The organism is Cohnella rhizoplanae (genome assembly GCF_948329515.1).
GTDB lineage: Bacteria > Bacillota > Bacilli > Paenibacillales > Paenibacillaceae > Cohnella > Cohnella rhizoplanae.
Window position 1 is genome coordinate 62,998 of record NZ_CAOJCN010000009.1, and the last position, 25,700, is coordinate 88,697.

A 25,700-nucleotide genomic window follows, 5' to 3' on the forward strand; every position below is an offset into this window, starting at 1 on the left:
GCAAAAAAACGCCCGCCTCTCCGCTTAACGCGGAGGGCGGGCGTTCTCATTTTACGGATCAGGTCAAGGAGAAATCGTCCAGGTAGAACGTGCCGTCCAGTCCCGTGACGTACAGATACACGCGAACCTTGGCCGTATTGGCCGGAGCGGTGTAGGCGCCGCCATGCACGTTGACGAAGCCGCTCGTCGTCGTGTTGTTGTACGTGGCCGCGGTGCTCTCGGAGAGGACGGTGCCGGCGCTGTTCAGGAACTGCACCTTGAAGTCGAGGCGCGTACCCGTGTTGGATGTAATGTTGACGTAACCGTCCAGCGTATAAGCGCTGCCCGCGGTCGCGTTCACGTCTTGGTAAATGGCGAACCATGGACCGGTCGTACCGTCCACGCGCAGCGAGGTGCTGCCGGAGCGCTTGACCGAAGTGTCGCTATAGCAGTAATAATCCTGCTCGCAGGTCCAGGTCGCCGGTTTGCCGCTGCCGTTGCCGGTCTCGAAGCCGGGGTTGACCAGCAGGTTCGAGCCGCCCGCTGCATTGGTCGTCACGCTCAGCGCGCTGCTCGCCGCCGAGACATTGCCCGCCGCGTCCTTGGCTTTGACCGTGAAGCTGTACGCCGTGCTTGCCGAGAGGCCCGTCGCCGTATACGTCGTCGCGCCCGTCGTGGAGCCGGCCAGCGTCGTGCCGCGATAGATGTCGTAGCCCGTCACGGCTACGTTATCGGTGGACGCGGTCCAGGAGAGACTCACGCTCGTCGATGTCTTGGACGGGGAAGTCAGTCCCGTCGGCGCACTCGGCGCCGTCGTGTCGGCCGGGGCGTCGGTGTAATCGCAGTGCTTGGCTGTACCGGAGATCGGGTCGCCGAACACCGCGTTGCTGCAGGCTACGCTGCCGGTAAAGGTGCCGGTGTTGAAGCTCGTGCCGGCGCCGTAGCGTACCAGCTTGGTACCGGTGAAGGTGCAGGTGCCGTTCTCGTTGGCGCAGAAGGTCCAGGTCGGGCCGGCTGCGTCGGTCGTCACGCTCAGCGCGCTGCTCGCCGCGGACACGTTGCCCGCCGCGTCCTTCGCCTTGACCGTGAAGCTGTACGCCGTGCTTGCCGTGAGGCCCGTCGCCGTGTACGTCGTCGCGCCCGTCGTGGAGCCGGCCAGCGTCGTGCCGCGATAGATGTCGTAGCCCGTCACGCCCACGTTATCGGTGGACGCGGTCCAGGAGAGACTCACGCTCGTCGATGTCTTGGACGGGGAAGTCAGTCCCGTCGGCGCGCTCGGCGCCGTCGTGTCCGCTGCGGCGTCGGTCGTCACGCTGAGGGCGCTGCTCGCCGCGGAGACGTTGCCCGCCGCATCCTTCGCCTTGACCGTGAAGCTGTACGCCGTGCTTGCCGTGAGGCCCGTCGCCGTGTACGTCGTCGCGCCCGTCGTGGAGCCGGCCAGCGTCGTGCCGCGATAGATGTCGTAGCCCGTCACGCCCACGTTATCGGTGGACGCGGTCCAGGAGAGGCTCACGCTCGTCGATGTCTTGGACGGGGAAGTCAGTCCCGTCGGCGCGCTCGGCGCCGTCGTGTCCGCGCCGCCGCCCGAGCCGGACGTCAGCGAGAAATCGTCGAAGTACAGCGTGCCGCGATGGTCAGTCAAATAGATGTAAATGCGCGCCTTGGAGGTATTCGCCGGCGCGGTATACGTGCCGTGCATATTCGCGAAGCCGGTCGTCGTAGACCCTGCGGCGTACGAAGCGGCCGTATTGTCGGCCAGAACGGTGTTCGAGCTGTTCAGGAACTGCACCTTCACGCTCGCCGCCGTCGTCGTATTGGACGCGATATTGATATAGCCGTCGAACGTATAGGCGGTGCCCGCCGTCGCGTTCACGTCCTGATAGACGCCATGCCATGGACCGGTCGTGCTGGTTTCCTTGAGCGAGGCGTTGCCGGTCCGCTTCACCGAGGTGTCGCGGGAGGCGTACAGGCTCTGTTCATACGTCCAGCTGGCCGGCTGCCCGCCTCCGTCCGATTCGAAGCCCGGATTCGCCAGCAGGTTCGCAGGAATCGGAGGCAGCGTCGTGACGCTGACGGCCGAGCTCGCCGCAGAGACGTTGCCCTTCGCATCGCGTGCCTTCACCGTATAGGAATAAGCGGTAGAAGCCGTCAGGCCGGTATCGGTAAAGGTCGTGGAGGTCCCGCTCGTGGAGCCTGCCAGCGTGCCGCCCCGATAGACATCATAAGCGGTAACGCCCACGTTGTCGGTGGAGGCCGTCCAAGAGAGCGTGACCGTGATATCCGTCTTGGACGGCGACGTCAGTCCCGTCGGCGCCGTCGGCGCCTGCGTATCAGGCGCGGAGGTCGTCACGCTGAGCGCGCTGCTCGCCGCGGAGACGTTGCCGGCGGCATCCTTCGCCTTGACCGTGAAGCTGTACGCCGTGCTTGCCGTCAGCCCGGTCGCCGTGTAGGAAGTCGCGCCGGCGCCCGTCGTCGAGCCGATCAGCATGCCTCCGCGGTAGACATCGTAGCCCGCTACGCCGACATTGTCGGTCGAGGCGCTCCACGTCAGGTTGACCGTATTCTCCGTCTTGGAAGGCGACGCCAGGTTCGTCGGCGCGCTCGGCGCCGTCGTGTCCGGCGTCGTGCTGCCTTGGCGAACGGCCTTCACCGCGATATCCCGCGTGAACGAAGGAACGCTCAGCGTCACGGTGCCGCCGGAAGCGGCCGCCGTCGTCGTGGAGACGTTCGTACCCGTCACCGTGTTGAAATACGTAATGTCGTAGGTGCCGTTGTTCATGCCCGTCAGGGAGACGGACAGTCCGCTCACCGTGCGCGGGCTGCCGACCGTATAGTTGGACTGGGTATCGTTCACCCAGAGCAGCGCGCGGTCGGCGTTTTTGTAGCCGCCGGCCTTGGTCGAGTTGGCCTGCGCGCCAAGATCCGTGAACGGCATCCCGATCAGGTACTGCTCCTCCGGCTGCACGAAGTTCGCCAGCGCGGTATGCAGCGACTTGATGTTCGCGGGTACGTTGAAGCCGGTGTTGCCCGCGAATTCCCACCACAGGTTGCCGCCGGCCGCGCCTGCCCGGAAGATCGGCGCCCACAGGCCGTCATGCACGTATCGCTGCACCGCGGCGTCGTTCGGATCTTCCCCGCCGCCGTTGATGCCGGCTTCTCCTACGAACGCCGGACGTCCGCCGAAGTCGGCTATGAAGTGCTTGAGCTCCGCTTCCCACTTGTCGATGACGTTGGATGCGCCGTCGTACTGGTGGTAGTTGGTGGCGTTCATCGTCGTCAGCGTCTCCCAGGTCGTCTGGTTGAACTCGTCGTGATCCTTCCAGGCGAAGCTGGTCGTCGTCGGGTGGTTGTAGAAGTCGAGGCTCTTCCAATAGTTGTCCACGGACGCATGCCAATTCGCGCGCGTCGTCGCGTCCGTATCTACGCGGTTGTCCGACTCGTTCCAGTATTCGAGCATGCCGAGCGCGCGGCTGTAGCCCCAGCGGGCGAACACGTAGCGCAGCAGCTTCTTCTGGTAGGCGATCGCGGTCGGATTCGTCCAGAAGTCGGTATTGTTCTCCGACCAGCTGGACGGTCCGCCGTTCGCCGTGTTGTAGGCGTTTTGCGGCCAGTCGTAATAGAAGTCGCCGAAGCTGTTCATCGTGAGCATGACATAGATGCCGTTGGCGGCAGCCGTATCCATCAGCGTGTCCAGCCGCGCCTGATTTTCGAGCTGGTACTTGCCGACGCCGTCATAGGACATCGTGATGCCGTTTTGGGTCGTGACCGTCGGTCCCCATTCCGGCGCGTAGTTGCCCCACCAGACGCTGTACCAGACGCGCATGATGTTCATCTTGGCGTTCTTGTACTCGGGCATGGCGGCCAGAATCTCGCTCGGCGCGCCCCACGCGTAGTTCGTGCCGATCAGCGTGAGCTGCTTGCCGTAGCTGTCGACGAACCGGCTGCCGCTCACGCCCATGAAGCCGCGGTTGGCACCGGGCCCGCCTGCCGTGAACGTATAGGTGGACGATGTGCCCGTGCCGCTGCCGTCCGTGACCTTCAAGTAGACGCTGTAGCTCCCCGTCTGCCGGGGCGCGTAGCGGACCGCCCACTTGGGCGACGAGTTGGAGTTGTAAAATCCGGGTACGACCTCCGTCTGTCCGCCCGGCGTCGTGAAGTAGGCGCGGACGTCCACCTCGTCGGGATTGAACGGATTGGCATAAGACGAACTAAGATCGAATTTGATTTCCAGCTTGTCGTACTGCGCCGGAGTCGTCGTATTCAAGGTTACGTTGGAAAAGGAAGTCGCGGCCGAGGCTTGGCCGGGCGCGAGCGAGATGCCGCCGAAGGTGACGGCCAGCGTCAGAAGCGCGATGAAGCAGACTTTCCAGGCTTTAGCGTAATTCACTTGTCATGTTCCTCCTTAACGTGCGTATGGGTGCCGTGCAAGCTATGCCTGTCTGTTATTCGTTCACGCCTTCAAAAATCTGTAAGCGCTTCCTCCTTTCGCGGCGGCGTTAACGTACGAACGGCGCGTCATGCCGGCGCCCCAGGCTGCCCGGCGCTTCGGCGTCCACCGCCATGGCTCCATTTTTCACTTCGCGGCCGTTTCCGGCAACCCTACGAACTCCATTTTTGACCCGTCAAATCCGTCATTTTAAAGCAATATCCAGGTTTAAAATCGCAGGAAAGGAAAAAAAGAGCCGTCCCTGCGGGACGGCAGCTGCATAGAACCAAATCTTCGGCAGATTCCGGCACGTTTATATCGGCTTGACGCCTTCGACAGCAAGCATGTACATGGTCAGCGATTCGCCCTCTTCCGCGCACCAGCGTCTATATTCCGACTCCGCCGCGCGCCATTCCTCCGCCGTGCCGTAACCGTCCCGCGCCATCTGCGGTCCGCGGCTGGCAGCCGTGTCCGCCCACAGGGCGGCACGGGCGTAGAAGTCATGATCCTCTCGGCGCATAATTTCGTGCTGGTCATGGCTCTTAATGTCTTGAAGGCCCGCGGCGCGCATTAGGGCAGGCAGTCGATCTGCGATCGCATTGTCCAGCCCCGCGTCGCTGCGCCACTTTAGATAGGCCTCGTAGAACCGCTTCATGCCGGCGGGCGGACTTGGCGACCACCGGATCTTCTCGTGATTGTAGTCGGCGATCAGCACCGTGCCTCCCTTTGCGGCGCATCCCGCAAGGCTCCGCAGCGCCCGCTCCGGGTCGGCCAGCCAGACGAGCAAACGCGAAGCGGCGACGATGTCGTACGTCTCTTCGGGGAGGAGCCCATACACGTCCGCGACCTCGAATGTCAGACTTGGCGTACCTCCGTGCCTCGCGCGCGCTTCTTCGATCAGCGAGGCGCTGCTGTCGATGCCTGACGCCAGACCTTCCGGGCCTACGGCCGCGGCGATGCCGCTCGCGATGGCGCCCGTCCCGCATCCGGCGTCGAGCACGCGCAGGCCCGGTCTCAGCATGCCGGCGAGCCTCGGGAAGGAAACGTCTAAAGTGCGGGCGTTCAGTACGTCTTTGAGCTTGCCGTTCAGCTCGGTTTTATTTCCGACGCCGGCGTTCTCGTTTGTCATGGCAACTGCCTCTTTTCCTGGGAAATACGTTTATCTATCTAGTTTAGCAGGGTTATCTTATTGTTAAAAATAGATGATAGTTATGACTTCTATAGTTTTCATATATAGTTAGACAAGAAAATTATTTTCTTATATAATCTTGATGTGAAGTAATTAATTTTCTTGCGAATCCAGGAGGCGCCTCGGCATGGGAATTCTGCAAGCCATCGAAGATCGGCTGGACACGCTGCATCCCAAGGAGCGCGAGCTGGCCGAGAAGCTGCTCGCCCAACCTCAGGAAGCGGTCGGCATGACGATCTCGAAGCTCGCCGAATGGACGGGCGCGAGCTCCGCCACCGTGTCCCGCTTCTGCCGCGCGATGCAGTTCCAGAGTTTCGCCGACTTCAAGATGAAGCTGGCGGCGGAGCTCGCGAGCCAGCCTGCGGCAGGCCAATATCAGGACATCGTAGCCGGCAATTCTCTGTCGGATATCGTGTCGGCGATCACGGCGAATCATGTACGCTCGCTGACGGATACGACCAACCTGCTCGATCTGCAGCAGCTGCGCTCCGCGATCTCGGCGCTTCACGGCGCCGGCCGGATCGATCTATACGGCGTCGCGACGTCCGGGCTCGTAGCGGAAGACTTTTTTCACAAGCTGATCCGGATCGGCAAGGCCGCAGCCGTCTTTTCCGACCACCATATGCAGTTGACCTCCGCAGCCTCGCTCACCGGGCGGGACGTCGCGGTCGGCATCTCGTATTCGGGAGAGACGCTGGAAATTATCGACGCCCTGCGCTATGCGGCGGAGCGGGGCGCCACGACCATATCCATCACGCGCTTCGGCCAATCCACGCTATCCTCGCACGCCTCCATCCGCCTGTTCACCTCCTCCTCGGAGGCGGGCATGCGGCGCGGCGACATGGCGTCCCGGATCGCCCAGCTTCACGTGGTGGACGTGCTGTTCACGGGACTCGTGAGCGAGCACTTCGACGAGTATGTGCCGAGGCTGGAGCGCTCGTTCCAGACCGTGCGCCAATATACAGGCAAAAGGGAGAGGAATCCGTCATGAATCTGTTGGTATTCGAGGATAACCAAAAACTTAACGAAGCAGGCGCGAACATCATCGTCAGTCTGGTGCAGACGAATCCGCGGGCGGTGCTGGGCCTTGCGACCGGCGGGACGCCGGTAGGCATTTACGAGCAGGTCGTCAGCGATTATAAGCAAGGGCTCGTGAGCTTCCGCAACGTCACCAGCTACAATCTGGACGAGTATGTCGGTCTGCCCGAGGACCACCCGGAGAGCTACCATGCTTATATGCGCCAGCATTTGTTCGATCATATCGACCTCCCTTCGGCCAGCGCGCATCTGCCTAACGGCAACGCCGCCGATCCCGCTGCCGAGTGCTCCGCTTACGACGAGATGATCGAGCGCTCGGGACAGATCGATCTGCAGCTGCTCGGAATCGGACATAACGGCCACATCGGCTTCAACGAGCCGGATACGGACCTCGTTCGGGGCACCCATGTCGTGACGCTGGCGGAGGAGACCCTCAAGGCTAACGCCCGCTTTTTCGACTCGATCGACGACGTGCCCAAGCAGGCGATCACGATGGGCATCGGCAGTATCCTGAAGGCGAAGTCGATCCTGCTCGTCGTCCGCGGCGCGGACAAGGCCGAGATCGTGAAGCGGGCGCTCACCGGCCCGATCACGACGGACGTGCCGGCTTCGCTGCTGCAGACGCATCCGCGGCTGACGGTGCTGCTCGACCGCGAGGCCGCGAGGCTGCTGCCATGAGCGGCCGCGAAGGGCAGAGCCGCCGCGGCACGCTAATCGCGGACGCGCGAATCGTCACGCCGGGCGGCGTCCTGGACGGCGGCTGGATCTGGCTCCGCGGCGGCGAGATCGCCGCAATCGGCGGAGCGTCGGATCCGATGCCGTCCGCCGCGTCGGACGCCGAGCGGGTCGACGGCGGGGGCGGCTGGGCGATTCCCGGCTTCGTCGACGTCCACGTGCACGGCGGCGCCGGCCACGACTTCATGGACGCGGACGATTCGCTGGCGGGCATCGCCGAGATCGCGCGGTTCCACGCGCGGCACGGGACGACCGGCATGCTCGCGACCTCGCTTACGGCCTCGCGCGAGGAGCTGACGGCCATGATCGACCGCGCGAGCCGCTATATGGCGGGCGACATGCCATACGCGCAAGTGCTCGGCGTGCATCTCGAAGGTCCGTTCGTCAGCCTCAAGTGGAAAGGCGCGCAAAATCCCGACTACATCGGGCCGCCGCAGCTCGCGTGGCTGGACGAATGGGTCGGCCGCTATCCCGGCGTGCTGAAGCTGCAGACGCTGGCGCCGGAGCTGCCGGGGGCGCTCGATTATATCGAGCGCCTGGCATCGTACGGCATCGTGCCGTCGGCAGGTCACACCGACGCGACCTACGAGCAGATCGTCGCCGCCGCCGACCGCGGCCTGAGGCATGCCGTGCACACGTACAACGCGATGACGCCGCTGCACCACCGCAATCCCGGCACCGTAGGCGCGGTCCTCTCAGACGACCGGATCAGCGCCGAAGTCATCGCGGACGGCCATCATGTCCATCATGCCGCGATCAAGGTACTGACCCGCGCCAAGGGATCGGCCAAGGTCATCCTCGTCACCGACGCGATGGCGGCGGCCGGCATGCCCGACGGCGAAGGCTACGACCTGGGCGGCCTGCCCGTCGTCTTGACCTGCGGCGTCGCCCGTCTCAAGGACGGCGGCAACCTCGCAGGGAGTACGCTGACCATGATCGGCGCGTTCCGCCATATGGTGCGCGAGGTCGGCATCGACGTTCCGTCCGCCAGCGCGATGGCCAGCGGCAATGCCGCACGGCAGCTCGGGCTCGGCGGCGTCACCGGCTCGCTCGAAGCCGGCAAGAGCGCCGACGTGCTCCTGCTGGACGACGCGCTCGAGCTTCGCGGCGTCTGGGCGCGCGGCAGGCTGCAGGATTAATTGCCCGATGTTCCCGAACCCCGCTGCCGCGGGGTTATTTACGTTAAGAAGCAGTCGCTGCCCTCTTTCGTAATCTGGTAGTAGTGATAACGTTCCGTTCCTTTTCCGACAGATTCGATGAGCCTTTTAGCCATAAGCCCACGCAAGTGCTTACGCACGGATGTTTGACCTAGATTGAGATAATCGCAAGCGTCGCTTATGGTAAACGCCTTTGCCAGCCGAAGCGCAAATCGAAGCAATTCGCGCTCCACCACATGAAGAGACTGGAATTGGCTGCGCCCAAGAGGCGTCGCTTGATCGCCAATAATTTCATACAACGATCTTCGACACGCTTCAGGCTTTTTCTCCAGCTCGTCGCGGCTGAACGGTATATAAATTAACTTTTTAGAGGCAAAGGTTCTAATTCGGCTTTGCTCGAAGTCATGTCGCTCCCTTGTGATCAGCTCCACGTGGGGCACGTAACCTTCGCATTCATATACATGCCTCATCGGTTTGTGGAATGCATCGGCGTACAGCTTCACTCCGGTTTGCGACGTAATCTCGTATTCCAGCTCAATTCCTTCGAGAGACTTGAGCACCGGAAGTAGAAGATTAGAGAGTAACAGGCGCGTACCATGCAAATTTCTATCTAGCATCTCGCGCCGCATCCCCCGCGCTTCGCCCCGCTGCTTTTCAATAAATCGATTGATGTGCTCCATACGATCCATTCGTTTACTCTCCTTGTAACCATCGCCTCGTAGGTACGCAAAAACGCCGCCCGCTCCGAAGGAGACGAACGGCGTGTGCTTCACGCTTCATATACCGCAATTGTACGATGGACAACGAGGTTTTGTCCAACTCCTCTTTCGAGCAACGCTTTTCTCGCTTACAACGCGATTTTCAGCCAGTTTGACTGCTACAGCCGCGCTTTTCTCGCTTACAGCAGCAGCCCTCCGTTCCAGCAGCGTTTATCTCGCTTACTGCACAGACATTTCAATTTCACCCTCTGTAGCCGCGCATCTGTCGCTTACAACGAAAAATGTTCGCCGTCAATTCTGGCATGAACAACTTACTTCGGAGGAGTCTCCAGGGGATTAGACAGATCGTTCTTCATCTGGAACGGCGGCACCGGCCGCCGACCGCCGTATCCCGTAAGCCTCCACCCTCCGCCCCACCCACCATGTCGCGGCGACGAAGAGCAGGGCGTAGATCGCTTCTTCCGGATGACGCAGGAAGCGGGCGGGATCGTGTCCGATGAAGGAGATGAGAAATACCATGACGGCCTTGCCCAACAGGATCGCGACCGCGAACGAGCGGAACCGCATGCGCGCCAGCGCGGCGGCGATGTTGATGACGACAAAAGGGCCGACGGGGAACAAGCTCAGCAGAAATACGTAGCTGAACGCATTGCGGCGCACCCAGCGCATCCCCTTGCTCACGCGGGGACGCTCCGCCCATCGCTGCCAATACGGACGGTCCGCGATCTTGCGGATGACGGCGAACGTGACCAGGCATCCGAGCACGATTCCGATCCACGAATAGAGGAAGCCCAGCCATAGTCCGTACACCGCCGCGTTGACGCCCACGATGAGAATGGTCGGCAGCGGGGGGATGAAAGACTTCAAGAAGGTGAGCAAAATGCCCGGCAAAGGGCCGAATGAGCGATATTGGTCGAGAAATGCGAGCAGGTCCTCTTCCTTGAGCTCCTGCAGCTGATGAATGATGTTCAACGATTCCACGCTCCCGTGCATAAGCCCGCCGCGCCGTGCGCGGCGCCTCGCTCCAGCGAACTGCCGCCAACGCATACCGGTCTGCGCTCAGGCGCGACGCAGACTGCCTGTCGTACCCCGCGACGCCCGACCGCTAGCCGGCATCCGCCGCGCCCCGGCATCCCGTCGCACGCTTCAGATCGACGGCATCACGTTGCCGCCGCTGACCGGCACGTAGGCGCCCGTGATGAAGCTCGCGAGATCCGACGCCAGGAACGCGACCACGTTGGCGATCTCCTGATCGGTGCCGCGCCGCTTGAGCGGGACCGTGCTCTCGTAAGACTCGCTGCGCTCCGTACCGTTAATCCGGTCCTGCTCGCTAATCGTCCAGCCCGGCGCGACCTGATTGACGGTGATCTGATGCTCGCCGACCTCTTTGGCCAGCACGCGGTACACGCCGTCCATCCCCCGCTTGCCCGCGACGTACGCGGACTGCGTCGGGAAATTCTGCATCGAGCACTCCGTGTTGATGCCGACCATACGTCCGCCGCGCCGCGCGATCATGTCCGGCACGAACGCCTTGGCCAGATGCACGCTCTGCAGCACGCAGGACTCGAATTGGCCGACGTAGTCCTCGACGGCCTGCTCCAGCACGCTGGTCCATTGATACTGGATTACGGCGTTAGCCACGACGATGTCGACGGCTCCGAGTCCGGCGCTTACCGTCTCCTTCATCGATAGCACCTCGTCCAGCTTGGTCACGTCCGCCTGTACGGTCAGCGCGCGCACGCCCATGCTCTCGAGCTCGGACCTCAGCTCATCCGCCTTGGCGGCGTTGCCCCGGTAGTGAATCGCGACGTTCGCGCCGCACGCCGCCAACGTGCGGGCCATGACCCGGCCCAGCTGGCCGGTTGCGCCGGTGATCAGCGCGGTCTTGCCGGATAGGTCAATTTTCATCGTCCTGCACCTCCTGTACGCCTTTTGCCCGGATAAAGTCGATCTCTAGAAATCGGGTGACCTCGTTCTCCCAACGCTCGGCGACAAAGCCCGCATGCGCGGGATGCGCATTGTAGGCGTCATAATCCGCCTGCGTCGCGAATTCCATAGAGAAGCCGTATGTATAATCGTTTTTGGGACTGACTTGCTCGAATGCCTCGAAGTTTCGCACGACCGGAATGGAGGTAAGTATAGCCCAACCGTCCTTCAGGAACCGATCCGCCTCCGCAGACCCCTTCCCATGCTTGAGATCGAAGATGACCTGATGACGGATGACCGTATCGTTAGGCTGGCTCATCGCAATATCCCCTTCTCGTTATCCAATTTATTAGCGCTAGACAGCCTTTTTATTATAACAAAAATGAGAAGGATCAAAACAGTCCGCACTTTATCCGAAATCCGCAACCGGAACCGTCTTGGAATCGTCAAATAATGTGGAATTTCTTTCTTTACTCTTGGGGCGTTTGCCCTAAAATAGAAAGGGTTGCCCTGATTCTAATTCATTCTAATGCGGAGGATCATATGAACACGCCTGATCAAAAGCGAGCCTGGATGCGCAAAACCCTAAAATATGCGGGGATCGCCCTGTGCGCCCTCGTCGTCATCGTCGGAAGCTACGCCGGATACCTGGTCTACAAAGCCAATCATGCCATCAACCTGATGTCGGGCGACGAGCCTGCCCCTTCTCCGTCCCCCTCCTCGTCGGCCTCCGGAGCATCCGGCGAACAGCAGCCGGACGCGGACTACGCGAGCGACAATACTTTAATGAAAAAGCCGGTGACCTTCCTGCTGGCCGGCATCGACCGACGGGAGGGCAGCGGCGGCACGCTCAACACGGACGTACTGATGCTCGGCAGCCTGAATCCGGTGACGAAGTCAGCGAGTCTCATCTCCCTGCCCCGGGACCTGCAGCTCAAGCCCGAAGACCTAAGCTCGCACAAGGCCAATTATTACTATGCATACTTCTACAATAAAGACAAAGAAACGGCGATGGAGAACACGAAGGAATTCTACAGCGACCTGTTCGACTTCCCCATCGATTATATGATCATGATCAATTTCGACGGCCTTCGCAAGCTCGTCGACGCGGTCGGCGGCGTGGACGTCGACGTAGATATGGATATGCGATACGTCGACAACGCCGACGGCACGAACATCGACCTGAAAAAGGGCTATCAGCATCTCGACGGCGCCAAGGCGCTCGACTTCGTTCGCTACCGCAAGTCCAACCGCGGTACCGGGGAATCCTCGGACATCGCCCGCAACGCGCGCCAGCAGCAAGTGCTCAGCCAGCTGACCGACAAACTCGCCTCGTTCCAGGGCATGCTGCAGTGGGGCAAGATCCTCGACCTGCTCGGCAAAAACGTGCAGACCGACATTCCCGAGTCCTTCCTCCGCGACTACATCTACAACGCGAAGGACATGAAGCCCGACACGCTGAACGTGCTGCCGCTCGAGAGCCGCTGGGAGAGCCCCTACGTCATCGTGAAGGAAGACGATCTCGAGCAAGCGCTCGACGCGCTGCGCGCAGAGGCAGGCATCCATGAGCCTAGCGATCTGAAGTTAGCCGACGTCGTCGGACTCGACCCGTCGCCCGATCCGCAAGACGCCAGATAATCCGGGCGCAAGGCCTCACCGGCCGAACCAGACCATCACCAGCACCGCGTTCAACACGAGCAGCGCAGGAATGCCCGCCGTGAAGGAGCGGTGCTTTGTCTTGTGGCGGAAAAAGCGCATGCCGAGCAGCATGCCCAGCGCGCCGCCGATCGTCGCGATCAGGAACAGCCGCTTCTCCGGCACGCGCCGCTCCTTGTGCATCGCCTTCGTCTTGTCGTAGCCCATGATGATAAAGGCGATCAAATTGACCGCGAGCAGATAATAAAAAACGATCATGTCCAAGTTCCTCCCGCTTGCTACTCTCTGAGCGCGTCCCGCAGCCGGCTCGACATCGTGCCGCCGGATGCCGCCGTCGCCGCGGCCTTGCGGGCGCGAGCCAGCTCTTCCTTGAGCTTGGCATGGTCCGCGCGGAGCGCCTGAAGTTCCGCCTCTGCCGGATCGGCGCCGAACGGCTCTCCGTTCGCGTAGTACTCGGACGGCTTGTACGCGCGGAAAGCGATCTCGACCTCGGCTACGCCTTGACCGCGGATATGCGCGTCGAGACTGCGGGCGACGGCGTCCCGCGTCTCGCGGCCGCGCTCGAACCATGCGACCTCGACGAAAGGATACGAAGGCGCGATCCGGCCTCCGGCCACGCAGGTCGTATGGAGCACCTCCATCATCAGATCGCTCGTCTCGCAGCCGATGATGGCGGACAGCTCTTCTTCCAGGGAAACGCCGATCGCTTGGACCAGTTCGGCCGACAAGCCTCTAAAGTACAAATGGGGCATCGTATGCATCGCTCCTCGCTCTATCCATGATCTCTATTATAGTCCGTAATGCGCATGCAGGGCGAATCGGGCCAGCGGCGTATTGCCGAACGGAGGACGATGCGTTACAATCGGAGCTAATCTCAACCATTGGAGGTGTTCCCGGATGGGAATGTCAGGTTCTAAAAAAACGAGGCGCAAAGCCGTGCGGGAGGGCAAGCTGAATCCCGAGGCGCTGCGAAGCGAATGGATCCGCAAGCCGTATACGCAAGTCAAACCGAACACGAAGGCCGATCAGCGCCGCTCCTTCTGCCGCAAGCCGGGCACAAGCGAGGGCGCTGATCCTTTTTTTATTGCCGCGGCTTCAGGGGCAGATGGGTTCTCGGCGCGGACAGCTTGCGGCCGCCGGCCAGCCGAATCCAGGTCGCGTAGCGCGCGCCTTCTCCTTGCAGCTCGATGACCCTCGCTCCCCGCTTGAATCCTAACCTCCCATACGTATGGTAGCCCGTCGCTCTTCCGTAAGTCAGCCGAATGCCATAAAGGTCGCCTTCGAAGTCGTTGATGTGATCATGCCCGCAAAAGGTGCCGAGCACGCCGCCCGCCTCGGCGAGCGCCGCGAACAGGCCCGAGTTGAGCTTGGGACAGGAGATGCTCTCGAATCTGCGTCCGTCGCAGCGGCGCGTCCGCCAGACTTCCCGGTATTCGGGCAGCGGAATATGGAAAAAGACGAGCGAGGGCGTTGTCGGCCCGTCTTGCGGCTGACGCAAGGCCGCGGCGCGCTCCCTGAACCAGTCGATCTGATCCTCGCGTATCCAGTCGTACCCGGGTATCCGATCCAGCGCCGAATAGCTCCCCGAGTCCAGAAAATAGAGAACGAGCTTGGTCCCGCCGCCTGCCCCTGTCACGGTAAGCGCATAATTGCCGACGCCATGAATCGCTTCCGGCCCCGCGCTGGCCAGACATCCCGGCTGCCCGGCGAGCGTCTCCATGAGCCGGTCCCTCGACACGCCGCCTTCGCTGTCGTGGTTGCCGAAGACCGCCGCCCACGGCGTCCCGCTCCCGGCTACCGCAGATACGGCCTGCGCGGCCGAAGCATAAGCGTCCCGGCAGCCCAGGCTGAAGACGAGATCGCCCGTGAAGACGACCAAGTCCGGCTTTTCTTCGCTGAGGACCCGCTCCATCAGCCGCTGTGTCCTGAGATCCTCCGCTTCGCCGTTCTGCCAGTGCAGATCGGTGAATTGCACGATTTTGAACGTCCCGTCCTTGCGGAATCGAAGCTTGCTGTCCATATCCGGCCGCCTTCCCCTTGCCGATCGCGCTGCCTTCCGTCGCCTAATCGATATATATTCCCCAAGCGCAGGAAAACGACCTCCGCGGCCGCCGGGCGACCGCAAAGATCGTTTTGTCTGTCATACCGTCGCTTGCCTTATTGCTGACTCGCTTCGATCGCCTGGCCGAGATCCGCCAGAATATCGACGATCGATTCCGTGCCGATCGACAGGCGGATCAGGTTCGGATTGACGCCGCTCGCGAACTGCTGCTCTTCGGTCAGCTGCTGATGCGTCGTGCTGGCCGGATGGATGATGAGCGACTTGGAATCGCCGACGTTGGCCAGATGAGACAGGAGCTTGACGCTCGAGATGAGCTTCTTGCCCGCTTCGGCGCCGCCCTTGATGCCGAACGTGAGGATCGCGCCTTGTCCCTTGGGCAGGTACTTCTTGGCGAGCTCGTACGATTCATGGCTCGGCAGGCCGGTATAGCTGACCCACTCGACATGCGGGTGGTTCTCCAGATAACGGGCCACCTCGAGCGCATTGGAGCTGTGGCGTTCCATGCGCAGATGCAGCGTCTCGAGGCCCTGCAGCAGCAGGAACGAGTTGAACGGCGAGATCGCCGCGCCCATGTCGCGCATGAGCTGCACGCGCGCCTTGATGATATAGGCGATCGGTCCGACCGCATCGGCGTAGACCACGCCGTGATAGCTCGGATCGGGCGTCGTGAGCCCCGGGAACTTGCCGCTGGCCGCCCAGTCGAACTTGCCGCCGTCGACGATGACGCCGCCGATCGAAGTGCCGTGGCCGCCGATGAACTTCGTCGCGGAGTGCACGACGATATCCGCGCCCCATTCGATCGGACGCAGCAGATACGGGCTCGGGAACGTATTGTCCACGATGAGCGGGATGCCGTTCTCGTGCGCGATCTTGGCGACCGCTTCGATGTCGAGCACGTCGCCCTTCGGGTTGCCGATCGTCTCGGCGTAGAGCGCCTTGGTCTTGTCCGTGATCGCCGCCCGGAAGTTCTCGGGATCGGAGCCGTCGACGAACTTAACGTTGATGCCCAGCTTGGGCAGCGTCGTGGAGAACAGGTTATAAGTGCCGCCGTAGAGCGTGGAGGCCGATACGACTTCGTCGCCCACGCCCGCGATGTTCAGGATCGAATAAGTAATGGCCGCCTGGCCGGAAGCCGTCGCGAGTGCGGCCGCGCCGCCTTCGAGCGCCGCGATGCGGTTCTCGAACACGTCCGACGTCGGATTCATGAGACGCGTATAGATATTGCCGAATTCCTTCAGCGCGAACAAGTTGGCCGCGTGCTCCGCGTCGCGGAAGCCGTAGGACGAAGTCTGATAGATCGGCACTGCGCGCGATAGGGTCGTCGGATCGATCTGTTGGCCGGCATGGACGGCCAGCGTTTCGGGTTGGTAGTTTTGCTCTGACATCGTGCTTGCTCACGCTCCTCGAGAATTGGTAAGTTTCGACAAACTATCAATTCGAGTTTTGTCGCCCAATTCCTGCAAGCGTCTTATAATTCCTAGTAATTTTATTGGAATCCAATGCGATTGGACGGTCCGCCCCAGTCGGTACCGTTCAGCCAATCCCGCTTGCGTCCCTTGTCGAGATCGCTGCGCAGGCCGAGCACCAGCTGCTCCAGGTCGATGCGATCCTCGTAGCGCTTCTGGAGCGCGGCGGACACGTACAGCTCGTTCAGTTGGGCGAACGAGAACCCTTGGGAGTGCTCCGCCGCATGGATGGCCTGCTCCTCTCCGGCCAACTCCGCCAGCCCCTTGCGACGCAGATATGCCAGGCGCATCGCCTCGTCCGGCAGCTTCACCTCGTAAGCGCGGTCGAACCGGCCGGCCCGGTTGATCAATGCAGGGTCGATCTTCTGCGGATAATTGGTCGTGCCGATGAGGAACACGCCCTCCTTGGCCGTTGCTCCGTCCAGAATGTTCAAGAAGAACGAACGGCACGAATCCGGCATCGAATCGATATCCTCGATGACGAGCACGGCGGGCGCCTGCTTGACGGCGGCGGCGAATACCTCGCGGATCGATTCGCTGTTCGTATATTCGGTAATCTGCCAGTAGGAGACGGGCGACTCCACGCTGCCGGCGATCGACTTGACGAGCGTCGTCTTGCCGTTGCCCGGCTTGCCGTATAGCAGAATACCTCGCTTGTAGGGAATCTGGTATTGTTCAAAAAAGGTCCGGTCCCCGCCGAAAAACTCGTCGACGGAGCGGAAAATCTGCTGCTTGAGCGTCTCGTCCATCATGACCTCTTCCCGGGTCAGCGCCTGGGAGATCGGCTCGCGGCAATGCTGGAGACCCTCGCGCGTGTCGGTGTACACGTGCATCTTGCGTTCCTCCGAGCGCCGCAGCTGCATCGCCTGAAGACAGGCGCTCAACTGCTCGTCGTCGGGCGCGAAGATTAAGTCCTCGGTCGCCAGCAGACCCAAGTGGACGAGCATCGGCATGCGGACCAGCGCCACGCGATATTCCGGATAAGCGAACAGGTTGTTGCGGATCGAGGGCCGCATCCGGTAGTTGGCCTCGCCGAGGCTGGGCTCGAATGATATTTTCCTGGATTCGACCAGATCGAAGACGGAGGCAACATGGATGAGCCCCGGATAATCCGACTCGATGTCCTCGGCCAATCCGTCCCATACATCCCCCTGGTCGGCCTGATCGTAGCGCTTGAACTCGCATCCGAAACGGTCCGAGAGCAGGCCGGAGATTCTCGCGACGGTCCTCGCGTAGTCGAAGTAGCGCTCCGTCCCTTCCTGAGCCCTATAATCGTAAGAAGCGACGAATGCCGGGGTCTTAACGGCGGTCGGTCCTGTCTGCATGCCAAATTCCTCCTTGGAAAGTCCGAATGATCGTTCGCGGCGTCGAAAAGTAGCAAAAAACCGCAGGCGTCCGCCCGCGGCTTTTCAAGGCGCGCATGATCGTAACTTCGATGACCGAAGCGTGCGGGCTGTATACGGCCTTGTAGGTATTCTTTTCATTTCATGCGGCAGCGTTACAGGGGTCTGGGGTTAGACGGCTCGATCGCCGCCAGCTCGCGCATCTCCGCAAGCTTGGCCCAGGGATCGCCTTCGCCCAGATAAGTCAGCGACAGCGGTCCCGCGTAGCCCGCCCGTCTGGCGATTTCTACGCATCTTCTGAAGTCCATCGAGTCCAGCTGTCCGCCGCCGTCCTCTCTCGCCTTGGCATGCACCGTCTCGGCCGATGGCAGGATCTCCTCGAGCTGGCGGTACTTGTCGTCCTTGAAGTTGCCGAAGTCCGCCGTGAGCCCGACTTGGCCGCCCGTCTCTCTCAGCATGCGGAGGACTTGGCCTGCGCTGCCGAGCAGCGAGCCGAGATTCTCCGTGACGACCCGGATGCCCGCGTGCTCGGCATAGGCGGACAGCAGCCTGAGCGTGTCCGCCGCGCGGGCAAAAGCGGCTTCATCGTCCGGGCTTGCCGACCCGGCGCCGATGCGCACCCGCCTGAAGCCCGCCTCAGCCGCCGCGTCGATCCAGTGGCGATACAACTGCATCTCCGCGTCGCGCCGGCGCTCGTCCGCCGTGCCGGGATCGCCGAAGTCGAGCAGCAGCGAATTCAGTTCTACGCCCGCGAGTCCCGCGAGGCGCCTGAGCTCGGCGAGTCCCGCCGCAGATCGATCCTTAAGATGCGGATACGCCAGCTCTATGCCGGCATAACCTTCCGCGCCCAGTTTGCCGATCAGCTCCGCTAGGCCGAGCCGTTCGGGATGATCGTCCGTTTGCGTCGTAAATGCCGAAGCTTCCGAATCCCATTCCACGTACGACAGCGGCCCCATCCATCTTTCGAAAGACCAGCTGTTGACATGATGCTGCAAGGTTATCGCCCCCTCCGCCGAGCATGGATGAACCGCTTACCCCTATTTAAACCAGGCAAATGCATTCCAAACAAAATCGGCGCATGATGCGCGCTCAGTCGGCCTGGCGCCCGGTTGCGAGCGGAACCGCCTCTACGGCCCGGTTCCTGCCGGACTGCTTGGCCTCGTAGAGCGCGCCGTCCGCAAGCGCGACGAGCCGCTGCTCGTCCCAGGCAGCGTCAGGCGACAGACTGGCGAAGCCCAAGCTTAACGTGACGATGCGCTCCGGCGAGTCCATATGCGGAATGCCGAGCCCGCAGACAGCGGCCCGGATCCGCTCGGCCACCTCGCCCGCCTCCTCGGCATCGGCGCCGGGCAGGATCGCCGCGAATTCCTCTCCGCCGTACCGGGCGACGGTATCTCCGTCGTGGCGCAGGCATTCGCCCGCCGCCGCGGCCACACGAATCAGACATTCGTCTCCAGTCTGGTGGCCGTAGGCGTCATTGTACTTTTTAAAATAGTCGATATCGAACAGGATCAGCGCCACCCGCCCACGCTCCGAGGCTGCCGCGGCCCACGCCGACTTCAGCGCCTGATCGAAGCGGCGACGGTTCGCGATGCCCGTCAAGCCGTCGAGCAGAGAGAGCTTGCGAAGCAGGTCGTTGGCCTCCTTCAGCTTCTCCTCGGCGAGCTTGCGCTCGGTGATATCGGTGGAAACGCTCATGTAGCCGATCGCCTCCCCGTCCGAGTCGAGCACGTGGGACACAATGACGCTGGCTACGAAGGCGGTGCCGTCCCGGCGCTGGATCGTCCATTCGTGTTCTTCCGGGCGTCCGTACATCATCCGGTGCACGAACGCGGACATCGCCTCCATGCTACGGTCGCCCTTAGGGGGCGTCGCGGCGCCGCGGGGCTTGTCCGAGGCACGCGCGGCGCCGGCCGGCGCCGGCGGCAAGTGAAGTCCGACGACGTCGTCCGCCTTGTAGCCGAGCAGCTTCTCCGCTCCTCGATTGAACAGCGTGACGCGGCCGGTCAGATCGGCCGCGACGATCGCCACTTCGGAAGCGGACTGAAGGATCGACTGCTGCAGCATATGGAGCTGCCGGTATCGGCGCTCGCTCGATCTGAGCTCCAGCTGCAGGCGGTTGGCGGTCGAGAAATAAGACGTCAAGCCGGCGACGAACGTACCGCCTACGATCATGATCAGAAAAAACGGAGGCAAAACTTCCAGTGCCTGCTCGCCGAGCAGTACAGCGAAAGTAACCGCCGTGCATAGCATGCAGAGCGCGGTCGAGTAGAGCCAGAACCGCGCGCCGTTCCTGGGCAGCGCCCGCGACAGCGCGCCGCTGCCTACGGCGAGGACGAGCGCCGAACCCGCGCCGATCAGCGAAGCGTCGTTGACGCCCCCGAACATGACGAGGCGGCCCAGCATCACGATCGCCGCCGTAATCAGCGAAGCGAGCGGTCCGCCGAAGGCCGCCGAGCATATGATCATGAGCTGCCTGAAGTCGAGCAGCGTGTCTCCGTCCAGCCGCACGCTGAAGTACATCAGCACCAGGGCGAACGCCCCGTAGGAGACGGCCCCGCTTACGACGATCCGTCTAGGGGCGATCCCTTGACCGTCATGCTTGCCGAACAACGCGTTAAAGAAAAATAAAAAGGCGGTCAGCAATGCGAAATTCGCGATGAGTGTGTTAATCATGGCAGCGCTCCTCGCGCGTGATAGCGGTATAAATCGCTTGGCCGGACAATTTCCGGGGAAATATTAGTAAATTCGCAGAACGAACAGGAGAATCGCGAAAAAATGCGCGATCGTACCGCCGAGCACGAACAGGTGCCAGATGGCATGATGGTAAGGAAAGCCGCGCCACACGTAGAATAATGCGCCTACCGTATACAGCAGTCCGCCGCCGATGAGCAGCCGCATGCCGCCTGTCGACAGCGCCTCGGTCAACGGTCCCCATGCGAACACGATCATCCAGCCCATCAGGATATAGACCAGCGTGGACAGATACAGAAACTTTTTCGTAAAGAAAGCCTTGAAAATGACGCCGCCCACGGCCAGCCCCCATACGAGGCCGAAGAGCGTCCAGCCGAGCGGACTGCGGAGCAAGGTCAATAAAATCGGCGTATAGGTGCCGGCGATGAACAAATAGATGCAGGAGTGATCGAAGGTCTCGAACAGATCCTTCAGCTTGCCTTCCTGAAGCGCGTGCACAAGCGTCGACGCGGTATATAGGAGCAGCATCGTCGTGCCGTAGACCGCAAAGGTCGCCACGTGCCACGCCGTGCCGTACAGACTGGCGTATACGATCAGAATCGTGAGCGCGGATACGCTCAGCACGGCGCCCAGGCCATGCGTAATGGCGTTGGCCACTTCTTCTCTGCGGGTGTATACATAGGTGTTTGCCATATTCGAGATCTCCTTCCGAATGCGGACTGGCTCCTATTATTTTAACACCGGCATCTGGAAAAACGAAACCGGCGGCACAACGGAGACGGGACTAAGGCGATAGCGGAGGCTGTACGGTAGGCGGTGCGGAGCCGTAAGCGCTTACTCGCTTCTATCCCCTTCGGTCTGCTATCACCATATGCCGACACGCGCCCAAGGGTGAGCGACGGATGCGGGAAAATGGCGGCGCGCGTGAGTAAACGAAGGGCAACAGGGGTACAAAAAGGGGTAGGTTCAAACGCAGCAAGCTCGATCGAATCGATCAAGAATCGGTCAATGGGAGGGAATCGAATTGGAGACGCGCAGTTTCGGCAAAACGGACATGAAGGTGTCGGTGCTCGGCTTCGGCAGCGCCGAGATCGGCATGGATAGTTCCAAGGCAAGCGAACAAGAGGTCGACACGCTGCTGAATACGCTGCTCGACGAAGGCGTCAACGTGCTCGACTCTGCCATCAGCTACAAGGGCAGCGAGAGCCTCATCGGCAAGTATGTCTCGGGCCGCAGGAGCGAGTATTACGTATTCAGCAAGCTTGGCGAGGGCGAGTCCGTAGGGTTGCCCTACCCCGAATGGGATGCGCGCAACGTGCGGCCAAGCATCGAGCGTACGCTGCGCAATCTGAAGACGGATTATGTCGATCTGATGCTGATCCACAGCTGCTCCGAGGCCGTGCTCCGGCAGGGAGAGCTGATCGAAGCGCTGCGAGAGCTGAAGCGCGAGGGGCTGACGAGGTACATCGGCTATAGTGGCGACAGCACGAATGCGCTCTATGCGGTGAACACGGGCGTATTCGACGCGCTGGAGACGTCGATCAACATCGCCGATCAGGAGGCGCTCCAGCTCACGGTGAGCGAGGCGGCCAAGCGCGACATGGGCATCATCGCCAAGCGTCCGATCGCGAACGCCGTCTGGGTCAGGCAGGGCCTCGAGAACGCGCCGGATCCGTACGTGGAGCGGCTGCAGAAGCTGAATTACCCATTCCTGCAAAACGACTCGGACGCCATCGCCGAGAAGGCGCTGCGCTTCGTCCTCTCGGTCCCTTACATCGATACTGCGATCGTAGGCACGACTAATATCGACCACTTCCGACAGAACATCGGATATGCGGCGAAGGGCAAACTCCCCGACCGCGAGATTCTCGACATCCGCAACCGCTGGCTGGAGGTTCAGGAGCCGGCGTGGGCCGGATTGACGTAACCGAGTTCACAGCGAATATTGAAGTAAGCGCGTGCGTTCCCTATAATTAAAGCATTCGAGACAAAGACGAAGAACGTCCCGCCTGCATGCCCTCCGGGGAGTGCCGACGGGGCGTTTTTTAATGGATGCGGGAGGTCGGGAACGATGGGATTCGAGCGGGCGCACGAGGCTTTTATCGCGGCGCATTTGTCAAAGAGAACGGGCGAGCGGAAAGGAAGGTTGGAACGCGGGCACCGGGAGGCGGAGAAGCTGTTCTGTAAAAACGTATGGTGGAAGCTGCGCGGCAACTTTGAAGGCTTGCATCCTGAGTATGAAGTACGGGATTGGCGCGGCTTGTCCTATTTCTGCGACTTCGTGTGGATCGGGCCGGCAGTGAAGCTCGTCATCGAGATCAAGGGCTTCGGGCCGCACGTCCGCGACATGGACAGGCAGAAGTATTGCAACGAGCTGAATCGCGAGACGTTCCTGACCGCGATGGGTTATCAGGTCGTTTGCTTCGCATACGACGATGTCGTCGCGAGGCCGGAGCTGTGCGTGACGCTGCTGCGTCTGCTGCTCAGCCGCTACCAAGCCGAAGCAAATCCGCATGGACTAACTACGCTGATTGAACGGGAAATCATACGCCTGGCCGCTCTGCTGGCGCGTCCGCTTCGTCCGCTCGATATCGAAAATTACCTTCGCATCAACCATCGTACCGCAGTCCGTGCTATGACGGCTTTATGCGCCCGAGGGCTATTCTCAGCCGAACGGGGACCGGACGGCAATCGCATCGTGCGATACGAACCGAACGAGTCGGCGTGGAGACACCTGTAATGTGCGATGTACCAACATGCATTCTATGATGCCGCTTCGGCACAGGAGGATGAGGAACAAGCGTTGATGAATTTTGTCGGAGAATTTTGTCGGAGAATTTTGTCGGTGAATTTGCGGAGAAATAAGTGTAAAAGTGCAGTTATTTACGTGGGGAGAGGCACGAATGGCGATGTTAGTTGTAAAAGTACAGTTAATATGGTGCGGAAGTAATTAAAAAAGCGTCTCTGGTCGAATTAAATGTATATATGCAGCTAATGGAATCGCACGCACGGTCGCATGAGTAATAAATGTATTTATGCAGTTAATCGCTCACGGCGCCCGGCGCCCGGCGTTCGACATGATGGGCTGCAGGACTTTGTACCGCGACTCGGCGCGGAGGATAAGGCAACGGAATCGCGAGGGCGCAGAGGCTCGCGGATTCGCGAAGGCGCGGGGGGGGGCGCGATGGCGCGGAGGTTCGCGGAATCGTGGGCGCGGTCGCGCGGCGCGGGAGATTGCGAGGCTCGCGGAGGTTCGCGGCACAGAAGGCATGAGCAAAAAAACGCGCCGGAGGCGTATCCTCCGGCGCGCTTCGTTCGATTGATTAATAGAGATGGCAGGCGACGAAGTGGCCCGGCTTGACTTCCTTGAACTCGGGCATCGTCTGGGCGCATACGTCCATCGCGTGCGGGCAGCGCGTGCGGAACGGGCAGCCGCTCGGCGGATTCAGCGGGCTCGGAATCTCGCCCTTCAGAATGATGCGCTCGCGCGACTTCTGCTGCTCGGGATCGGGCAGCGGGATCGCGGACAGCAGCGACTGCGTATACGGGTGCAGCGGGTTGGCGTTGAGCTCGTCGGAGTCGGCGACCTCGACCAGCTTGCCCAGGTACATGACGCCGATGCGGTCCGAGATATGCTTGACCATCGCCAGATCGTGCGCGATGAACAGATACGTCAGGTCGCGCTCGCGCTGCAGCTTCTTGAACAGGTTGACGACCTGGGCCTGCACCGATACGTCGAGCGCGGAGATCGGCTCGTCGGCGACGATGAACTTGGGCTCGATGGCAAGCGCGCGCGCGATGCCGATCCGCTGGCGCTGCCCGCCGGAGAATTCGTGCGGGAACCGGTTGGCATGCTCTTCGTTCAGGCCGACGGCGTCCAGCAGCTCGGCGACGCGTTCGGTCCGCTTGCGGCCGCTGGCTAGGCCGTGGATCTCGAGGCCTTCGCCGATGATCTTGCCGACGGTCATCCGCGGATTGAGCGATGCGTACGGGTCCTGGAATACCATCTGCATTTCCTTGGTGAACTTCATCCGTTCGGACTTCGTGAGCCTGCTCACGTCGCGGCCGTCGAACTTGATGCTGCCCGACGTCGGCTCGTACAGCTGCATGATCGTGCGTCCCGCCGTGGACTTGCCGCAGCCGGACTCGCCGACCAGGCCGAACGTCTCGCCGCGGCGCACGTTGAAGTTCAGGCCGTCGACGGCCTTCAGCACGCGTCCGCCGGACAGATTGAAATGCTTGCGCAGATCCGTCAACTCTAAAATAGGCGCATCAGACATGTGCGGCACCCCCTGTCTCGATCGGCCTGTCTACCTTGGGGGCGTCCGGATGATTCAGCCAGCACTTCGCCGTGTGCGCCGGGCCGTCGATCTCGAACTGAGGCGGGTCGTTTTCCAGGCACAGCTTCATGGCGTACGGGCAGCGGGCCGCGAACGCGCAGCCCTTGGGAGGCGCGTACAGGTCCGGAGGCGTGCCGGGAATCGACGACAGATCGCTGTTCCTGTCGCTGTCGAGTCGAGGCACCGACTTCAGCAGTCCCCAGGTATAAGGATGACGAGGATTATAAAAGATATCGTGCAGGCTGCCTTGCTCGGCTACCTGCCCTGCGTACATGACGATGACGCGCTGCGCGAGCTCGGCCACGACGCCGAGATCGTGCGTAATCAGAATAATGGACGTCCCGGTCTTCTCTTGCACGTCGCGCATGACGTCCATGATCTGCGCCTGGATCGTCACGTCGAGCGCCGTCGTCGGCTCGTCCGCGATCAGCAGCTTCGGATGGCAGGCCAGCGCGATCGCGATCATGACGCGCTGCCGCATGCCGCCCGACAGCTCATGCGGATATTGATGAATGCGGCCTTCCGGATTGGACATGCCGACGAGCTTGAGCAACTCGACCGCGCGGGCGAGCGCCACCTTCTTCGACAGCTTCTCGTGCTTGCGGATCCCCTCGGCGATCTGCATGCCCACGGTCATCGTCGGATTGAGCGAGGTCATGGGATCCTGGAAGATCATGCCCATCTCCGCGCCGCGAACCTTGCGCATCTGCGCTTCGCTCAGCTTAGTGATGTCCGTCTTGCCTTCGTACAGAATGGAGCCTTCCTTGATATAGCTGGGAGGGGTCGGGGTCAGACGCATGAGCGTCTGGGCCGTGACGGACTTGCCGCTGCCCGACTCTCCGACGATCGCGAGCACTTCGCCTTTATCCAGTGTAAAGGAGACGCCGCGAACCGCTTGTACCTCGCCCGCATGCATCTTGAACGATACGCGCAGGTTGTTCACTTCCAATAGAGGCGTGCTCATCGGACT

23 protein-coding genes are annotated in these 25,700 nt (G+C 61.5%); 7 read left to right on the forward strand and 16 right to left on the reverse strand.

Features of this window, described 5'->3' with window-relative positions:
• Positions 1–58: 58 nt before the first annotated feature.
• Together PQG80_RS14995 and PQG80_RS15000 are read right to left on the reverse strand one after the other, a co-directional pair.
• On the reverse strand, positions 59–4,366 hold the full coding sequence (locus tag PQG80_RS14995; RefSeq protein WP_271752193.1) for a fibronectin type III domain-containing protein: 4,308 nt from the start codon (positions 4,364–4,366) through the stop codon (positions 59–61).
• 352 nt (positions 4,367–4,718) lie between these two features.
• On the reverse strand, positions 4,719–5,534 hold the full coding sequence (locus PQG80_RS15000) for a methyltransferase domain-containing protein (RefSeq protein WP_271752194.1): 816 nt from the start codon (positions 5,532–5,534) through the stop codon (positions 4,719–4,721).
• A 187-nt stretch (positions 5,535–5,721) separates the two neighbouring features.
• Here PQG80_RS15000 and PQG80_RS15005 point away from each other — a divergent pair, with 187 nt between their 5' ends.
• Genes PQG80_RS15005 through nagA form a run of 3 tightly spaced genes read left to right on the forward strand, consistent with a single transcriptional unit; the run spans position 5,722 to position 8,506 of the window.
• Positions 5,722–6,585 carry a MurR/RpiR family transcriptional regulator gene (locus PQG80_RS15005; RefSeq protein ID WP_271752195.1) on the forward strand — a complete coding sequence of 288 codons (864 nt, stop codon included), beginning with the start codon at positions 5,722–5,724 and terminating at the stop codon, positions 6,583–6,585.
• On the forward strand, positions 6,582–7,310 hold the full coding sequence (gene nagB / locus PQG80_RS15010) for a glucosamine-6-phosphate deaminase (RefSeq protein ID WP_271752197.1): 729 nt from the start codon (positions 6,582–6,584) through the stop codon (positions 7,308–7,310). The genes PQG80_RS15005 and nagB overlap by 4 nt, the downstream gene beginning before the upstream one ends.
• Entirely contained in the window at positions 7,307–8,506 is a 1,200-nt protein-coding gene (gene nagA, locus PQG80_RS15015; protein ID WP_271752198.1) for an N-acetylglucosamine-6-phosphate deacetylase, read from the forward strand. Before nagB ends, nagA begins: the two co-directional genes overlap by 4 nt.
• A gap of 38 nt (positions 8,507–8,544) precedes the next feature.
• Here the strand turns inward: nagA and PQG80_RS15020 are convergent, their stop codons facing one another.
• The 4 genes from PQG80_RS15020 to PQG80_RS15035 all read right to left on the reverse strand — a co-directional run bounded on the left by PQG80_RS15020 (position 8,545) and on the right by PQG80_RS15035 (position 11,488).
• Complete coding sequence (locus PQG80_RS15020; RefSeq protein ID WP_271752199.1) at positions 8,545–9,213, reverse strand: helix-turn-helix domain-containing protein; 669 nt, start codon at positions 9,211–9,213, stop codon at positions 8,545–8,547.
• Between the two features lie 366 nt (positions 9,214–9,579).
• A complete protein-coding gene (locus PQG80_RS15025) occupies positions 9,580–10,215 on the reverse strand; it encodes a TVP38/TMEM64 family protein (protein WP_271752200.1) in 636 nt (211 codons plus the stop codon).
• 174 nt (positions 10,216–10,389) lie between these two features.
• Positions 10,390–11,151, reverse strand: a complete 762-nt coding sequence (locus PQG80_RS15030; protein WP_271752201.1) for an SDR family NAD(P)-dependent oxidoreductase — start codon at positions 11,149–11,151, stop codon at positions 10,390–10,392.
• Positions 11,141–11,488 carry a Dabb family protein gene (locus PQG80_RS15035; protein ID WP_271752202.1) on the reverse strand — a complete coding sequence of 116 codons (348 nt, stop codon included), beginning with the start codon at positions 11,486–11,488 and terminating at the stop codon, positions 11,141–11,143. Before PQG80_RS15035 ends, PQG80_RS15030 begins: the two co-directional genes overlap by 11 nt.
• A 254-nt stretch (positions 11,489–11,742) precedes the next feature.
• On the opposite strand from PQG80_RS15035, the gene PQG80_RS15040 reads away from it, so the two are divergent.
• The gene (locus tag PQG80_RS15040; protein WP_271752203.1) at positions 11,743–12,807 is read left to right on the forward strand and encodes an LCP family protein; all 1,065 of its coding nucleotides are present in this window, start codon (positions 11,743–11,745) and stop codon (positions 12,805–12,807) included.
• A gap of 15 nt (positions 12,808–12,822) precedes the next feature.
• Here the strand turns inward: PQG80_RS15040 and PQG80_RS15045 are convergent, their stop codons facing one another.
• Both PQG80_RS15045 and PQG80_RS15050 read right to left on the reverse strand, forming a co-directional pair.
• Complete coding sequence (locus PQG80_RS15045) at positions 12,823–13,083, reverse strand: DUF1294 domain-containing protein (protein ID WP_090108560.1); 261 nt, start codon at positions 13,081–13,083, stop codon at positions 12,823–12,825.
• Between the two features lie 20 nt (positions 13,084–13,103).
• The gene (locus PQG80_RS15050) at positions 13,104–13,577 is read right to left on the reverse strand and encodes a DUF1904 family protein (RefSeq protein ID WP_271752204.1); all 474 of its coding nucleotides are present in this window, start codon (positions 13,575–13,577) and stop codon (positions 13,104–13,106) included.
• Positions 13,578–13,728: 151 nt separating this feature from the next.
• Between PQG80_RS15050 and PQG80_RS28960 the strand changes: the two genes are divergently transcribed.
• Positions 13,729–14,016: a hypothetical protein gene (locus PQG80_RS28960; RefSeq protein WP_490036333.1), complete on the forward strand. Its 288-nt coding sequence runs from the start codon at positions 13,729–13,731 to the stop codon at positions 14,014–14,016.
• On the opposite strand, the gene PQG80_RS15055 is transcribed toward PQG80_RS28960, so the two are convergent.
• The 6 genes from PQG80_RS15055 to trhA all read right to left on the reverse strand — a co-directional run bounded on the left by PQG80_RS15055 (position 13,907) and on the right by trhA (position 21,083).
• The gene (locus PQG80_RS15055; protein WP_271752205.1) at positions 13,907–14,845 is read right to left on the reverse strand and encodes a metallophosphoesterase family protein; all 939 of its coding nucleotides are present in this window, start codon (positions 14,843–14,845) and stop codon (positions 13,907–13,909) included. The two genes, PQG80_RS28960 and PQG80_RS15055, sit on opposite strands and share 110 nt — an antisense overlap.
• 137 nt (positions 14,846–14,982) lie before the next feature.
• A complete protein-coding gene (locus tag PQG80_RS15060) occupies positions 14,983–16,272 on the reverse strand; it encodes a homocysteine synthase (protein WP_271752206.1) in 1,290 nt (429 codons plus the stop codon).
• A gap of 101 nt (positions 16,273–16,373) precedes the next feature.
• Positions 16,374–17,678, reverse strand: coding sequence for an AAA family ATPase (locus PQG80_RS15065; protein WP_271752207.1), 1,305 nt, complete (start codon positions 17,676–17,678; stop codon positions 16,374–16,376).
• Between the two features lie 173 nt (positions 17,679–17,851).
• Positions 17,852–18,691, reverse strand: a complete 840-nt coding sequence (locus PQG80_RS15070) for a sugar phosphate isomerase/epimerase family protein (protein WP_271752208.1) — start codon at positions 18,689–18,691, stop codon at positions 17,852–17,854.
• A 94-nt stretch (positions 18,692–18,785) separates the two neighbouring features.
• Positions 18,786–20,372, reverse strand: coding sequence for a GGDEF domain-containing protein (locus PQG80_RS15075; protein ID WP_271752209.1), 1,587 nt, complete (start codon positions 20,370–20,372; stop codon positions 18,786–18,788).
• 63 nt (positions 20,373–20,435) lie between these two features.
• Positions 20,436–21,083 carry a PAQR family membrane homeostasis protein TrhA gene (gene trhA, locus PQG80_RS15080; RefSeq protein WP_271752210.1) on the reverse strand — a complete coding sequence of 216 codons (648 nt, stop codon included), beginning with the start codon at positions 21,081–21,083 and terminating at the stop codon, positions 20,436–20,438.
• Between the two features lie 331 nt (positions 21,084–21,414).
• On the opposite strand from trhA, the gene PQG80_RS15085 reads away from it, so the two are divergent.
• Together PQG80_RS15085 and PQG80_RS15090 are read left to right on the forward strand one after the other, a co-directional pair.
• Positions 21,415–22,317 carry an aldo/keto reductase gene (locus PQG80_RS15085; protein ID WP_271752211.1) on the forward strand — a complete coding sequence of 301 codons (903 nt, stop codon included), beginning with the start codon at positions 21,415–21,417 and terminating at the stop codon, positions 22,315–22,317.
• 144 nt (positions 22,318–22,461) lie between these two features.
• Entirely contained in the window at positions 22,462–23,130 is a 669-nt protein-coding gene (locus PQG80_RS15090; protein WP_271752212.1) for a DUF559 domain-containing protein, read from the forward strand.
• Positions 23,131–23,713: 583 nt separating this feature from the next.
• Here the strand turns inward: PQG80_RS15090 and PQG80_RS15095 are convergent.
• Positions 23,714–24,670, reverse strand: a complete 957-nt coding sequence (locus PQG80_RS15095) for an ABC transporter ATP-binding protein (RefSeq protein ID WP_271752213.1) — start codon at positions 24,668–24,670, stop codon at positions 23,714–23,716.
• Positions 24,663–25,694 carry an ABC transporter ATP-binding protein gene (locus PQG80_RS15100; RefSeq protein ID WP_271752214.1) on the reverse strand — a complete coding sequence of 344 codons (1,032 nt, stop codon included), beginning with the start codon at positions 25,692–25,694 and terminating at the stop codon, positions 24,663–24,665. The genes PQG80_RS15095 and PQG80_RS15100 overlap by 8 nt, the downstream gene beginning before the upstream one ends.
• Positions 25,695–25,700 lie beyond the last annotated feature (6 nt).

Bases quoted from the DNA above. Each gene is read 5' to 3' on its own strand.
- PQG80_RS15000 (WP_271752194.1), bottom strand. From the start codon at position 5,534: ATGACAAACGAGAACGCCGGCGTCGGAAATAAAACCGAGCTGAACGGC.
- PQG80_RS15005 (WP_271752195.1), top strand. From the start codon at position 5,722: ATGGGAATTCTGCAAGCCATCGAAGATCGGCTGGACACGCTGCATCCC.
- nagB (WP_271752197.1), top strand. From the start codon at position 6,582: ATGAATCTGTTGGTATTCGAGGATAACCAAAAACTTAACGAAGCAGGC.
- nagA (WP_271752198.1), top strand. From the start codon at position 7,307: ATGAGCGGCCGCGAAGGGCAGAGCCGCCGCGGCACGCTAATCGCGGAC.
- PQG80_RS15020 (WP_271752199.1), bottom strand. From the start codon at position 9,213: ATGGATCGTATGGAGCACATCAATCGATTTATTGAAAAGCAGCGGGGC.
- PQG80_RS15030 (WP_271752201.1), bottom strand. From the start codon at position 11,151: ATGAAAATTGACCTATCCGGCAAGACCGCGCTGATCACCGGCGCAACC.
- PQG80_RS15035 (WP_271752202.1), bottom strand. From the start codon at position 11,488: ATGAGCCAGCCTAACGATACGGTCATCCGTCATCAGGTCATCTTCGAT.
- PQG80_RS15040 (WP_271752203.1), top strand. From the start codon at position 11,743: ATGCGCAAAACCCTAAAATATGCGGGGATCGCCCTGTGCGCCCTCGTC.
- PQG80_RS15045 (WP_090108560.1), bottom strand. From the start codon at position 13,083: ATGATCGTTTTTTATTATCTGCTCGCGGTCAATTTGATCGCCTTTATC.
- PQG80_RS15050 (WP_271752204.1), bottom strand. From the start codon at position 13,577: ATGCCCCATTTGTACTTTAGAGGCTTGTCGGCCGAACTGGTCCAAGCG.
- PQG80_RS28960 (WP_490036333.1), top strand. From the start codon at position 13,729: ATGTCAGGTTCTAAAAAAACGAGGCGCAAAGCCGTGCGGGAGGGCAAG.
- PQG80_RS15055 (WP_271752205.1), bottom strand. From the start codon at position 14,845: ATGGACAGCAAGCTTCGATTCCGCAAGGACGGGACGTTCAAAATCGTG.
- PQG80_RS15060 (WP_271752206.1), bottom strand. From the start codon at position 16,272: ATGTCAGAGCAAAACTACCAACCCGAAACGCTGGCCGTCCATGCCGGC.
- PQG80_RS15065 (WP_271752207.1), bottom strand. From the start codon at position 17,678: ATGCAGACAGGACCGACCGCCGTTAAGACCCCGGCATTCGTCGCTTCT.
- PQG80_RS15075 (WP_271752209.1), bottom strand. From the start codon at position 20,372: ATGATTAACACACTCATCGCGAATTTCGCATTGCTGACCGCCTTTTTA.
- trhA (WP_271752210.1), bottom strand. From the start codon at position 21,083: ATGGCAAACACCTATGTATACACCCGCAGAGAAGAAGTGGCCAACGCC.
- PQG80_RS15090 (WP_271752212.1), top strand. From the start codon at position 22,462: ATGGGATTCGAGCGGGCGCACGAGGCTTTTATCGCGGCGCATTTGTCA.
- PQG80_RS15095 (WP_271752213.1), bottom strand. From the start codon at position 24,670: ATGTCTGATGCGCCTATTTTAGAGTTGACGGATCTGCGCAAGCATTTC.
- PQG80_RS15100 (WP_271752214.1), bottom strand. From the start codon at position 25,694: ATGAGCACGCCTCTATTGGAAGTGAACAACCTGCGCGTATCGTTCAAG.